General features: G+C 68.5%; 12 protein-coding genes. 9 read left to right on the top strand and 3 right to left on the bottom strand.

Annotated elements, in window-relative coordinates; translation table 11 throughout:
* Positions 1-106: 106 nt before the first annotated feature.
* Positions 107-1204: a DNA-processing protein DprA gene (gene dprA / locus KIT53_RS14460; protein ID WP_297753677.1), complete on the bottom strand. Its 1098-nt coding sequence runs from the start codon at positions 1202-1204 to the stop codon at positions 107-109.
* Between the two features lie 7 nt (positions 1205-1211).
* Positions 1212-2444, bottom strand: a complete 1233-nt coding sequence (locus tag KIT53_RS14455) for a LysM peptidoglycan-binding domain-containing protein (RefSeq protein ID WP_297753674.1) — start codon at positions 2442-2444, stop codon at positions 1212-1214.
* Positions 2445-2721: 277 nt separating this feature from the next.
* Between KIT53_RS14455 and def the strand changes: the two genes are divergently transcribed.
* From def to KIT53_RS14430, 5 genes are read left to right on the top strand one after another with little or no spacing between them, the layout of a single operon-like run.
* Positions 2722-3243: a peptide deformylase gene (gene def, locus KIT53_RS14450; RefSeq protein WP_297753671.1), complete on the top strand. Its 522-nt coding sequence runs from the start codon at positions 2722-2724 to the stop codon at positions 3241-3243.
* Positions 3240-3749, top strand: a complete 510-nt coding sequence (locus tag KIT53_RS14445) for a hypothetical protein (protein WP_297753666.1) — start codon at positions 3240-3242, stop codon at positions 3747-3749. Before def ends, KIT53_RS14445 begins: the two co-directional genes overlap by 4 nt.
* Before the next feature lie 49 nt (positions 3750-3798).
* Positions 3799-4806, top strand: a complete 1008-nt coding sequence (gene fmt, locus KIT53_RS14440; RefSeq protein WP_297753664.1) for a methionyl-tRNA formyltransferase — start codon at positions 3799-3801, stop codon at positions 4804-4806.
* Positions 4806-5549 (top strand): AzlC family ABC transporter permease, encoded by a 744-nt coding sequence (locus tag KIT53_RS14435; protein WP_297753662.1) that lies wholly within the window; start codon positions 4806-4808, stop codon positions 5547-5549. Before fmt ends, KIT53_RS14435 begins: the two co-directional genes overlap by 1 nt.
* Positions 5542-5877 carry an AzlD domain-containing protein gene (locus KIT53_RS14430; RefSeq protein ID WP_297753660.1) on the top strand — a complete coding sequence of 112 codons (336 nt, stop codon included), beginning with the start codon at positions 5542-5544 and terminating at the stop codon, positions 5875-5877. Before KIT53_RS14435 ends, KIT53_RS14430 begins: the two co-directional genes overlap by 8 nt.
* A gap of 128 nt (positions 5878-6005) precedes the next feature.
* Here KIT53_RS14430 and KIT53_RS14425 read toward each other — a convergent pair whose 3' ends face one another.
* The gene (locus KIT53_RS14425) at positions 6006-6617 is read right to left on the bottom strand and encodes a phosphatase PAP2 family protein (protein ID WP_297753658.1); all 612 of its coding nucleotides are present in this window, start codon (positions 6615-6617) and stop codon (positions 6006-6008) included.
* 195 nt (positions 6618-6812) lie between these two features.
* Between KIT53_RS14425 and KIT53_RS14420 the strand changes: the two genes are divergently transcribed.
* The 4 genes from KIT53_RS14420 to KIT53_RS14405 form a co-directional block, all read left to right on the top strand.
* Positions 6813-7517, top strand: coding sequence for a response regulator (locus tag KIT53_RS14420; protein WP_297753656.1), 705 nt, complete (start codon positions 6813-6815; stop codon positions 7515-7517).
* Between the two features lie 29 nt (positions 7518-7546).
* Complete coding sequence (locus KIT53_RS14415; protein ID WP_297753653.1) at positions 7547-8866, top strand: HAMP domain-containing sensor histidine kinase; 1320 nt, start codon at positions 7547-7549, stop codon at positions 8864-8866.
* Positions 8867-8940: 74 nt separating this feature from the next.
* Complete coding sequence (locus tag KIT53_RS14410; protein WP_297753649.1) at positions 8941-10641, top strand: phosphoethanolamine--lipid A transferase; 1701 nt, start codon at positions 8941-8943, stop codon at positions 10639-10641.
* Positions 10642-10697: 56 nt separating this feature from the next.
* Positions 10698-11890, top strand: a 1193-nt coding sequence (locus KIT53_RS14405) for a phosphoglycerate kinase (RefSeq protein ID WP_297753646.1), incomplete at its 3' end; no start/stop codon positions are given.

Below are 11890 nucleotides of genomic sequence, written 5' to 3'. Positions count from 1 at the left end.
GGGGGGACGATGCCTTGGGCCGGCGGAGCCGGACCCTCGGCATCTTTGGGTCGGGCGCCTCGCTTCGCTGGCTCGGTGGCCTTGGGGTGGCGGCCTTCTGGGATGGTCAGGCCTTGCCCATGCGTTGGAGCAGGCCTCCGGGCAGGCGACTCAGGTCGCCCTGCAGCTCCAGTTCCAGCAGGCGGGCCTGCAGGTGTGGGGTGTCCAGGCCGGTGCGAGCCTGCAAGGCGTCGAGGCTGACGGGGTCGTAGCCCATGGCGTTGAGTAGAGGGTCACCGTTGTCGCTGCTGGCCTCAACGGTTTGGCTGGGTGTCTGGGGAGGCGCGATCTGCAGATCCTCCAGGATGTCCTGCGCCGATTCGACCAGTTTGGCACCCTGTCGTATCAGCGCGTGGCAGCCACGCGCTTGCGGTGAGTGGATGGAGCCCGGGATGGCGAAGACCTCACGGCCTTGTTCGGCGGCGAGACGCGCCGTGATCAGGGAGCCGGACTTCAGCGCGGCCTCCACCACCAGTGTGCCTTGTGAGAGGCCCGCGATGATGCGGTTGCGCTGCGGAAAATTCGCGGCCAGTGGCGGTGTACCCAAGGGGTATTCGCTCACGATCGCCCCGTGCTCGGCGATGCGGTGGGCGAGATCCAGGTGGCGTTTGGGGTACACGCGGTCAAGCCCGGTGCCTATCACCGCGACCGTCGGGGCGCCAGCCAGCAGCGCGCCTTCGTGCGCTGCGCCATCGATCCCCAGTGCCAGTCCGGAGACCACGCAGAGGCCCGCTTCACCCAGGGCCTGTGCGAACTGCCGGGCGTGGGCTTCCCCCTGGGGTGTCGGATTGCGGCTGCCCACGATGGCCAGGCGCCGCGGGTGGTGCAGCGCCTGCACGTCGCCCTGCACGTACAGCATCAAGGGCGGGTCGGCCATTTCCAGCAGGTCGGGCGGATAGAGCGTGTCGCCGAGCGTCAAGACATGGCGTTGCGTATGTTCGGCCAGCCATGCCTGCAGGCGATCCAGCGTGGCATCAAGGTCGGCCGGGGGCGTGTCGAGCGCGCGCGCGAGGTGGGGTCCCACCACCGTCTGCCAGGCGGTCACGTCTTGATCGAAGATGTCCTGGGGCAAACCCCAGGCGGCCAGCAGCTTGCGCGCGGTTTCGCTGCCCACGCCTGGCGTGAGCAGCAGCCTCAGCCAGGCGGCCAGCTCCTCCCTGAGCATGCCCGTTTCAGGGGTTGACGAAACGGTCGCCGACCTTCACGCCGTCGGTGATCTGCAGCACGATGGCGTAGGACACCTTGTCGAAGGTGCGGAAGACCATCATCAGACCGTTGCGCTCGCCGGGCAGCCGGATCTGCGGACGGGCGCTGTCGGTGGTGTCGGTCAGTGTGTCGCTTTCGCGCTGAAGCGCCAGCACATGCCCGCGCTCGATGCCATGGGCGCGGCCTCGGTTGATGGTCACGACCTGGTTCTGCGCCGCGTAGCGCACGGCGTTGCCATAGACGGAGACGATCTGGCCACTCTGCGCGGTCTCGGGTGCGCGCGGTACGTAGTTCGACAGCTCGCGCTCCGGCTCGGGCAGCAGGCGATCACCCACACGCATTTCTTCCTTGGCCTGCAACACGTCGAGCGCGGCGGGCACCAGTTCGTTCTGGGTCTTGCCGCTGCTGTCGGTGGTGTCGCGGCGCGTTTCGCTGGTCACCAACTGGGCCTTGCCCACGTACTGGGCTTCGTAGCCCAGGATGGCGCCGGTGGTCGGGTCCTTCAGCGGAACGGCGTTGCGGAACACCCGGTAGTCGATCGACTTGCCATCGGCCACCGTGAGCGGTTCGCCTTGCATGTCATCACCCGACAGCGCGCGCGCATAGGCGCGGTCGCCACGGCTGAGCAGCACGCGGTGTTCCTGCGTGGCGACGATGCGCGGCGCGCGGGCGAATGTGGCCTCGTCCACAATCATCGGTTCGCTCAGGAAGGCTTCTATGGCCTGCAGCGACACCGGCGGGATGGCCGACTCGCTCAGGCTCTCGTAGCGGGTGCGCGGGCTCACGCGCACGGTGGTGGTGTCTCCCTCGCCCGGTGCGCGGGTCGTCAGTCGGGCGCGACCGCCCGACTTGTCCAGGTACAGCACCTGACCTGGGTAGATGCGGTGCGGATTCTGGATGTCCTGGCGGTTCATGCCCCAGAGTTCGGGCCAGCGCCACGGACTCTTGAGGAACAGGCCGGAAATGGCCCAGAGGGTGTCTCCGCGCTTGATGGTGTAGCTGTCCGGTGCATTGGGTGCCAACTCCGACAGTGGCACGCCACTCTGAGCCACTTGATCGGCGGTGGCCCGCTGGGCTGGCGTGATGGGGTAGTTCTGGGCCGATGCAGCGCCGGTCAGCAACAGCGCGGCGACCGCGGTGCAGCAGGCCAGCGCGCTCGGGGCGCGGAATTCGGCGGACGGTCGGGTGTTCGATGGCATTTGGGGCCCCTGGGCGGCAACCTCCGGAGTCGCTGGCAGGGCCCTGGAGGGGCTGCCAGCCGTTTGCCGACGGTGCTCGTGTCTTGACAAGTCGCTTTTGATTTTGCGCCCAAGCCATTGATTAGGCAATGTTTATGGCGGTGGCATTTCACGCCCCGTCGCAAAATTGGCGAAAATAGCGACATCGTCTTCCGCCTGTCACCGGCATGCCGCCAGCCGTCGCCCGGCGACCCCGGAACCCCCTTTTGCCCAAGGCCCGCCCCGTCGCATCTCGACCATGAATCCGCCGCCCATCCTGCCTATCCTGCGCTACCCCGATCCGCGCCTGCACACCGTGGCAAGGCCAGTGGTGGCGGTGGACGCGCGCATCCGTGAACTGATTGCCAGCATGTTCGCCACGATGTACGACGCCAATGGCATTGGCCTGGCGGCCACGCAGGTCGACGTGCACGAACGCGTGATCGTGATCGATGTGAGCGAGTCGCGCGATCAGCCGTTGGTCCTGATCAACCCGGTCATCGAATGGGCCAGCCCCGAGAAACGCAAGGGTGAAGAGGGTTGCCTTTCCGTGCCCGGTATCTATGACGGCGTGGAGCGCTCGATCGCGGTGCGTGTGCGTGCGCTCGATGGCGATGGCCACGAGCGGGTGATCGAAGCCGAAGGCATGCTGGCGGTGTGCATGCAGCACGAGATGGACCACCTGCTGGGCAAGGTCTTCGTGGAGTACCTTTCACCGCTCAAGCAGGGGCGCATCAAGACCAAGCTGGTCAAGGCCCAGCGCGAGGTGCAGCGCGCATGAGAACGCTGCCGTCCCGTGTGCTGCGCGTGCTGTGGCTCGGCCTCGTCGCCGCGCTGCTCGCGGGCTGCGCGGGCATGCCGGAGCGCGTCGAGCCGGGTACGCCCCGCGCGGAGATCGAAAAACGCCTCGGTGCGCCGAGCGCGGTGTACCCGCTGACCGACGGCCTGCGCCTGCAGTACTCGCGCCAGCCGGCGGGGCAACAGGTCTACAACCTCGATCTCGACGCGGGTGGCCGCCTGCGCCGGGTCGAGCAGGTAATGGACATCCACTGGCTGCAGCAGAACATCGCGCTCGATCGCTGGACCCGCGACGACGTGCTGCGCAACCTCGGGCGGCCTGCCTTGATCGAACGCGTGGCCAGCTTTCGCGGCGACGTCTGGACCTACCGTTTCCTGGAGGCGAATTCCCCCCGGCAGGTGCACGTGCACATCGATCCTGAAGGGGTGGTGCGGCGCCTGATGTTCACCGACGAGCCCACGCCCGAGGATCCGCCCGACCGCTCCTGATCCGCCACGCCCCGCTTGCGGGTCCGGGCGGGTTCCATTGAATGTTCACATGAAACTGGTTTTTGCCGGCACGCCGGAATTCGCGCGTGCCGCCCTGCAGCGGTTGCTGGCCGCCGGCTTTGAGGTGCCGCTGGTGCTGACACAGCCCGACCGCCCCGCAGGCCGGGGCATGAAGCTGCAAGCCTCACCCGTCAAGCAGCTTGCTCAGGCGCATGGCCTGACGCTGGCCCAGCCGCGCAGCCTCCGACTGGACGGCCGTTACCCCGACGATGCGCGCAGTGCTCGCGAGGCCATCGAAGCCGCAAAGGCCGACGCCATGGTGGTGGCGGCCTATGGCCTGATCCTGCCGCAGTGGGTGCTGACGCTGATGACGCAGCAGGGGCGCGGCCTGGGTTGCCTGAACATCCATGCCTCGCTGTTGCCGCGCTGGCGCGGCGCCGCGCCCATTCACCGGGCCATCGAGGCGGGCGATGCGCGGACCGGCGTGACCATCATGCAGATGGACGAGGGCCTGGACACCGGGGCCATGCTGCTTCACGAAGCGCTGTCCATCCAGGACGACGACACCACGGGCAGCCTGCACGACCGCCTGGCCGACCTGGGTGCCCGCCTCATCGTCGAGGCCCTCGAACTGGCCGCCTGTGGTGGCCTCCAGGCGCAGGCTCAGCCAGCCGACGGGGTGACCTATGCGCACAAGATCCAGAAGGCCGAGGCTGCGCTGGACTGGGTGGCCGCGGCGCCCGTGCTGGCCCGGCGGGTGCGTGCCTTCAATCCGTTTCCTGGGGCGTCCACCGCGCTGGGTGGTGAGCCGATCAAGGTGTGGGCCGCACAGGTGCAGGCACCCACCGGTGGCGACGGCCCGATGGCCCAGCCCGGCGAGGTGCTGGCTCTGGGCGAAGACGGGATCCACGTGCAGACCGGCCAAGGCGTGCTGGTGTTGACCGAACTGCAGCGCGCGGGCGGCAAGCGCTTGGCGGCAGCGGACTTTCTGCGGGGCTTTGGTCTGGCGGTGGGCCAGGTGTTCGATGCACCACCACAAGAGGCGGAGGGCGGCTGATGTTTTTCCTGCGCGAACACTGGGTGCGTGACGAATTCTGGGAAGGCGTGCGCGACCAGGGCAACGTGGCCATGGGCATCGCGGCCTGGGCACTGATGACCGGCGTGGCCATGGTGCAGTCCGGCCTGTCGGTCGCGGAAGCCGTGCTCATGACGCTCATCGTCTATGCCGGCAGCGCGCAGCTTGCGGCGGTTCCCATGATCGTGTCGGGCACGCCCATGTGGGTGATCCTGGCGGCCGCGTTCTGTGTCAACCTGCGCTTCGTGGTCTTTTCCGCCCACCTGCGGCCCTACCTCATGCACCTGCCGCGCTGGGAGCGACTGGTCTCCGGCTATGTAACCGGCGATCTGAGCTATGTCTTCTTTTCGCGCCGCTATCCGCATGTGGGCAGCACACCCGATGAACTCGGTCGGCAGCAGGCCTACCTCATGGGCAATTGCGCGGTGAACTATGTGGCGTGGATATCCGCCAGCATGCTGGGCATCGCGTTGGCCAACGTAATTCCATTGTCCTGGGGCCTGGGCTTTGCCGGCATCCTGGCGCTGCTGGGCGTGCTGTGTTCCTTGGCGACCTCCCGGCTGCGCGTCGTGTCGGCCGGCGTGGCGGGTGCGGCCGCGGTCGCGGCCTGGGCCTTGCCTCTGAAGCTGAACATCCTGGTGGCCATTGCGAGCGCGGTGGCCATCTGCCTGACCATCGACAAGCTGAGGTCCGGCGGTCCAGGGGAAGGGGGGCACCATGCTTGACATCGACCCCATGACCCTGGCCACCATCGTGGCTCTGGGCTGCATCACCGTCATCACGCGCGGCTTTTTCTTCATCTCCAGCAAACCCTGGACACTGCCGCAGTGGGCGCAGCGCGGCCTTCAGTACGCGCCCATCGCGGCGCTCGCTGCGGTGGTCATTCCCGAGATCGTCACGACCCAGGGCGTGCTGGTCCCGACCTGGCAGGACGCACGGCTGTTCGCCGCCGCGGCCGGCATGGCCTGGTTCTTCTGGAAACGCGGTGTGCTGGGCACCATCGTCACCGGCATGCTGGTGTACCTGCCGTTGCGGCTGGGGTTGGGGTGGTGAGGGGAAGGCCCCCACGCTCCGCCGCTGCGCGGGTCGCTGCCCCCCGAGGGGGCTGACCCCGCCTTGGGAACGGCCCTGCGGCGGGGTCGGTGGCCCCCACGCTCCACCGCTGCGCGGGTCGCTGCTGATCAGGTGTGCAGGGCACGCCAGCCTGTGATCGAGACTCCGGCGCAGATCAGCAGGGTCCAGAGGGTGTGGCTGGGTGGGTGGGCGCCGCGCAGGGTCTGTACGGCGCCGGCCACGAAGCCGGCCAGAAGCACCGCTGCCAGCCAGCGCAGGCCGATGGCCTGGCGCCGTTGGCCAGCGCTTTGTGGGGGCATGAGCCACGGCAGGCATATGGCGAAGAAGGCGAAGCCGCTGGAGGCATGGCCACCAGGAAAGCAGCGTCCAGGGCCACCGTCGGGCACACCCAGTCGCCAATGTGCCACCGGGTCGGCCGTGCCGCCAAAGGCTCGCCAGTCCCAGGGACAACTGGTGAGGCTGGCGTTCTTGATCAGGTTGACGGCCACCAGGGACAGCACCACCAGGCCGGCCACCGTCAGCCGTTCCCGGGTCGGCAACGCGTCACGGCTGCGCCAGCGCTTGGGCCAGAGTGCCCAGAGCCACAGGATGGCGAAGGCCACCGTGGCGGCCTGGCGCATGCCCTCGTGAAGGATGCGCTCCAGCAGCCAGTCATGCTGCAATGCAAAACCGCTGGCGCTGCCAATCTGGCGCATCACGGACATGTCCAGACCGCTCATATCCCACGCCAAGGGCAGTGCGAAAGCGGCGCTCCACCCGGCTCGGGCGCGCCATGGTACGGATGGGGGCAAGGATGTGGTCTGCATGAGGCCGGCACTGTGCGACCAGCGGGTTAAGTCTTCCTTAAGAGACCCGCCCATAATGGAGCCGGAGACATTCTGACCCGATCATTCGAAAGAACACCCCGAACGGACATGCGCGCACTCGTGGTGGAAGACGACCCCGGCATCTCCAGCGGCCTGCAGGCTTCGCTGAGGGAGGCTGGCTATGCGGTGGATGCCTGCGACACGTTGTCGGCCGGCTGGGCCGCGCTGCTGGTCGAGCCTTTCGATTTCATGGTCCTGGACCTGGGCCTTCCCGACGGCGATGGCCTGGATCTGCTGGGGCGGTTGCGGCGCCAGCCCATGCCTGTGTCGGGGCGGCAGAGCCTGCCCAGGCGTGACATGCCGGTGCTCATCATGACCGCGCGAGATGGCGTGAGCGACCGCGTCAGCGGCCTGGACAGTGGCGCGGACGACTACATCATCAAACCATTCGATGCCAGCGAGCTGCTGGCTCGCGTGCGCGCCATGCTGCGCCGCGCAGGGGGACGCAGCAGTCCTGTGATCGAACATGGCGATCTGGTGGTCGATCCCGCCGCCCATACCGTGCTGCGCGCCGGGCAGCCGGTGGTCCTGGGCGGGCGGGAGTTTGCCCTGCTGCTTACCTTGTTGCAGGCACGGCCTCAGGTGCTGTCCAAGGCGCGCCTGGAGTCCTCGCTCTATGGGTTTGGCGAAGCGCTGGAAAGCAACGCCATCGAGGTCCACATCCACCACCTGCGCCGCAAGCTGGGCGATCAGCTCATCAAGACCGTGCGAGGCGTCGGTTATTTCGTGCCGAGACAGGAGCCGCCCCCGTGACCGGAGCGGCGGATCCATCCTCTGCGCGTTTGCCGACACTGTGGCGCTACCTCTGGGGTTGGGTGGTCGGCGTCTTGCTGCTCGTGTGGGTCACGTTGTTCCTGGTTGCCTGGTACACCGGCAAGCACGAAGCCGAAGAGGTGACGGATGGCCAACTGGAGGCGGTGGCGCGCCTGTGGTTGCCCGTGGTTACCGGGCCGACCTCGGTGGCGCCCGAACCCATCGGGCAGCGGCGTTCGCGCCCCTATGTGCAGGACGTGGCCGTCATCCGCTGGCAGGGTGATGCGCTCGTGACCGACACCCACCAGCTTGCGCAGGCGCTCGACGTGGATCGCTACCCGCTGTCGCTGGGCTTTTCCGAGCGCGTGCAGACCACGCCCACCGGCGAGGTGCGTTGGCGCGTCTTCGTGGCCGACGAAGGCCCAGCGCGCGTGGCCGTGCTGATGGACATGCGGCACCGCATCAACCTCGCGCGGGACATGTCGTTCAAGCTGGCGCGCGCGGCGCTGCTGGTGCTGCCGCTGGTGGCGGTGCTGCTGTGGTGGGCGCTGCGCCGCGGCCTGCGGCCCCTGAACCGGCTGTCCCGCGATGTGGCCAGTCTGGATGTGCTGGCTGGCCAGCGGCTGGACCAGGGACACCGTTTCCGGGAGTTCTCCAGCACCGTTTCGGCGATCAACACCCTGGTCGACTCCTTGCAGATGCGTGCCCGGCGCGAACGCGAATTCGCGTCTGACGTGGCTCACGAACTGCGCACGCCGTTGGCGGCGCTCGCCCTGCAGGCGCGCGCTGCGCAGAGCGATCCCTCTTCCACGCGCCTGAGCCAGGTCGAAGACAACGCGCTGCGCGCAGGCCATATCCTTTCGCAGTTGCTGGACCTGGCGCGTGCGCAGCGCGGTGGGCCCGATGGCTCGGGCCAGCAGGCCTGGGCCGACGTGGCGCTGGGCGAACTGGCCGAGCGCCAGGTCGCCCTGCATGCGCCAGACGGCTTCCGCAGCGGGCACGAGCTTTCGCTGGAGCAGCCGAAGGAGGCGGTGATCGTGCGGGCCCAGCCTCTGCTGCTCGAGCTGGCTCTGCGCAACCTGATCGAGAACGCACTGCGTCACACGCCCGCTGGCACCCAGGTGGTGGTGGCGGTGTGGCGCCAGGCGGATGGCGTAGGCATTTCGGTCAGCGACGATGGCCAGCGGGCTGGTGTCCCCGCGCCCGCGCGCCCGTCGGACGGTCTGGGTCTGGGGTTGCGCCTGGTGACCCGCATCGCCGAGCAACTGGGCGCCAGCCTGGAGCGCGACACCGGGGAGCCGCCCATGACGACCCGTTTCAACATGATCTGGCCCGCGCCTGGGCCGTAGGCGCCTTAAGGTGGCTTTAATCCGGGCTTCCCACACTGCGCGCGCCGGCATGTGCCGGCCTTGCTCGCGCAGCCATGCCTGGTCAACTCCTGCTTCGTCAACCCTCCCGGCGCACCGATGCCGTTGCCGTGCGCGGCCCGTGGTTGTCGGGCCCCGCGCGCACGGTCTGGCTGCTGGCCCTGTGGCTGGCGACGGTGGGCAACCTGCCGCTGTGGCAGCGCGTGGGCACTCTGGCCGGGTCTGCGCCCCGTCCGGTGCTGATGGTCGGGCTGGGCCTGCTTCTGGTGGGAGGCATTGCGGCGCTGCTTTCCCTGCTGGCCTGGCCGCGCGTCTTCCGGGTGGGTGCCACCGTGCTGGTGGTGGTGACGGCCTTCAACACCCATTTCATGTGGCAGTACGGCGTGGTGATAGACCCCACCATGCTGGCCAACGTGGTCCATACCGACGTGCGCGAGGTGCGCGACCTGATGTCCTGGCACCTGCCGGTGACGCTCCTGCTGGTGGCCGGCCCCCCTTTGTGGTGGATCTGGCGCCGCCCCTTTGACGCCGTCCACTGGTTGCCGCAGACAGGGCGCAACTTGCTGGGCGCGCTCGGCGGACTGGCGCTGGCAGTGGGCATGGCGCTGCTGTGCTACCAGGATCTGGCCTCGCTCATGCGCAACCACCGGGACTTGCGCTACATGGTCAATCCGCTCAACGCGGTGTACGCGGGCGTGCGCGTCGCCAGCGATCGGTTGCCGCAGCAGGTGCAGCCGCTGTTGCCGGTTGGCGAGGACGCGAAGCTGGGCGCCAGCTACCAGCACCAGCTGCGGCCACCCCTGTTGCTGCTGGTGGTGGGCGAGACCGCGCGTGCGCAGAACTTCGGCCTCAATGGCTATGCGCGCGCCAACACACCCGCCCTGGCGCGCTGGCAGGCCGAGGAGGGGCTGGCCAACTTCAGCCAGGCGCAGTCCTGCGGCACCAACACCCTCGTCTCGGTACCGTGCATGTTCTCGCCGCTGTCGCGTGCGGAAGGCGGGGACAAGCCGGCGCGGCATGAGAACCTGCTGGACGTGCTGCAACGTGCCGGCCTGGCCGTGCTCTGGATCGACAACCAGGCGGGCTGCAAAGGCGTGTGCGAACGCGTGCCGCACGCCAGCACCGGTGACACCCCGGTGGCCGGACTGTGCGATGGTTCCGAGTGCTTCGACCCGGCCATGCTGGAAGGGCTGGATGAGCGCATCGCCGCGCTCGACCCGGCGCGCCGTGCGCGTGGCGTGGTGCTGGTGATGCACCAGATGGGCAGCCACGGGCCGGCCTACTTCAAGCGCACGCCGGCCGATCGCAAGCCCTTCCAGCCCGAATGCGCCAGCAACAACCTGGCCGAGTGTCCGGCCGACCAACTGGTCAACGCCTACGACAACACCATCGCCTACACCGACCACTTCCTCGACCTCTCGCTCCAGTGGCTCAAGACCCGTGCCCAGGCCGGCCAGTACGACACTGGCCTGATTTACGTCTCCGACCATGGCGAATCGCTTGGCGAGAACGGGCTCTACCTGCACGGCGTGCCCTATGCGCTGGCGCCGCAGCAGCAAACCCGGGTCCCCATGGTCGCCTGGCTTTCGCCGGGCCTGCAGCAGCGCAGCGGCGTCTCATCCGCCTGCCTGCGGCAGCGCGCCGCAGAGCCGATCTCGCACGACAACTACTTCCACTCGGTGCTGGGCCTGATGGACGTGCAGACGAAGGCCCACCAGCGTGCGCTGGACGCCCTGCAGCCCTGCCGTACCGGCTGAGCGAGGGGTTTCCTACAATGCGGGCTTCCTCCTTGTCGATCCCAACCCCGCATCCCATGTCTTCCTCCTTCATTCGCTTCTCCGACCTCTGTGCCCAGGGCCGCGTCAAAGGCCAACGCGTGTTCATCCGGGCCGACCTGAACGTGCCGCAGGACGAAGCGGGGCGCATCACCGAGGACACGCGCATCCGAGCGAGCATCCCGGCGATCCGCCTGGCGCTGGATGCGGGGGCGGCGGTGATGGTGACCAGCCACCTGGGGCGGCCCAGCGAAGGGGCGTTCAAGCCCGAGGACTCGCTCGCACCGGTGGCCGCGCGCTTGGGCGAGCTCATGGACCGCCCGGTGCGGCTGGTCTCCAACTGGATAGAGGGCGATTTCTCGGTGGCCCCGGGCGAGGTGGTGCTGCTGGAGAACTGCCGGCTCAACGTGGGCGAGAAGAAGAACAGCCCGGAGCTGGCGAAGAAGCTGGGCGCGCTGTGCGACATCTTCGTGCACGATGCCTTCGGCACGGCACACCGCGCCGAGGGCACGACCTACGGCATCGCCGAGACCGCGCCCATCGCCTGCGCCGGCCCGCTGCTGGCCGCCGAGATGGACGCCATCGCCAAGGCGCTGGCGAATCCGAGGAGGCCGCTGGTGGCGATCGTGGCGGGCAGCAAGGTCAGCACCAAGCTGACCATCCTGCAGAGCCTGGCGAAAAACGTGGACCAGCTCATCGTGGGCGGAGGCATTGCCAACACCTTCATGCTGGCCGAGGGCCTGCCGATCGGCAAGAGCCTGGCCGAGGCGGAGCTGGTGAGCGAGGCGCGCGCGGTGATCGATGCGATGGCCGCGCGCGGGGCGCAGGTGCCGATACCGACGGACGTGGTGACGGCCAAGGCGTTCGCGGCGGACGCGGAGGCCACGGTGAAGGCGGCCAGCGAGGTGGCGGCGGACGACCTGATCCTGGACATCGGGCCGCAGACGGCGGCGCGGCTGGCCGAGCAGCTCAAGGCGGCGGGCACGATCGTGTGGAACGGGCCGGTGGGGGTGTTCGAGTTCGCGGCGTTCGAGGGCGGGACGAAGGCGATCGCGCAGGCGATCGCGCAGAGCAGCGCGTTCAGCATCGCAGGAGGCGGAGACACGCTGGCGGCGATCGCCAAGTACGGCATCGAGAAGGAGGTGGGCTACATCTCCACCGGCGGCGGGGCTTTCCTGGAGGTGCTTGAAGGCAAGACCCTGCCCGCATTCGAGGTCCTCGCCCGCCGCGC

Origin of the sequence: Hydrogenophaga sp., assembly GCF_026125785.1 — a bacterium.
In the GTDB taxonomy this organism is placed as follows: domain Bacteria; phylum Pseudomonadota; class Gammaproteobacteria; order Burkholderiales; family Burkholderiaceae_C; genus Hydrogenophaga.
The sequence above is the reverse complement of the archived record's forward strand: the minus strand, read 5'-3'. Positions and strand labels throughout refer to the sequence as shown.

What these genes read in the sequence shown, in the direction of transcription:
- KIT53_RS14455 (WP_297753674.1), bottom strand. Translation starts at nt 2,444, where the DNA reads ATGCCATCGAACACCCGACCGTCCGCCGAATTCCGCGCCCCGAGCGCG.
- KIT53_RS14425 (WP_297753658.1), bottom strand. Translation starts at nt 6,617, where the DNA reads ATGAGCGGTCTGGACATGTCCGTGATGCGCCAGATTGGCAGCGCCAGC.
- KIT53_RS14445 (WP_297753666.1), top strand. Translation starts at nt 3,240, where the DNA reads ATGAGAACGCTGCCGTCCCGTGTGCTGCGCGTGCTGTGGCTCGGCCTC.
- fmt (WP_297753664.1), top strand. Translation starts at nt 3,799, where the DNA reads ATGAAACTGGTTTTTGCCGGCACGCCGGAATTCGCGCGTGCCGCCCTG.
- dprA (WP_297753677.1), bottom strand. Translation starts at nt 1,204, where the DNA reads ATGCTCAGGGAGGAGCTGGCCGCCTGGCTGAGGCTGCTGCTCACGCCA.
- KIT53_RS14420 (WP_297753656.1), top strand. Translation starts at nt 6,813, where the DNA reads ATGCGCGCACTCGTGGTGGAAGACGACCCCGGCATCTCCAGCGGCCTG.
- KIT53_RS14410 (WP_297753649.1), top strand. Translation starts at nt 8,941, where the DNA reads ATGCCTGGTCAACTCCTGCTTCGTCAACCCTCCCGGCGCACCGATGCC.
- def (WP_297753671.1), top strand. Translation starts at nt 2,722, where the DNA reads ATGAATCCGCCGCCCATCCTGCCTATCCTGCGCTACCCCGATCCGCGC.
- KIT53_RS14430 (WP_297753660.1), top strand. Translation starts at nt 5,542, where the DNA reads ATGCTTGACATCGACCCCATGACCCTGGCCACCATCGTGGCTCTGGGC.
- KIT53_RS14435 (WP_297753662.1), top strand. Translation starts at nt 4,806, where the DNA reads ATGTTTTTCCTGCGCGAACACTGGGTGCGTGACGAATTCTGGGAAGGC.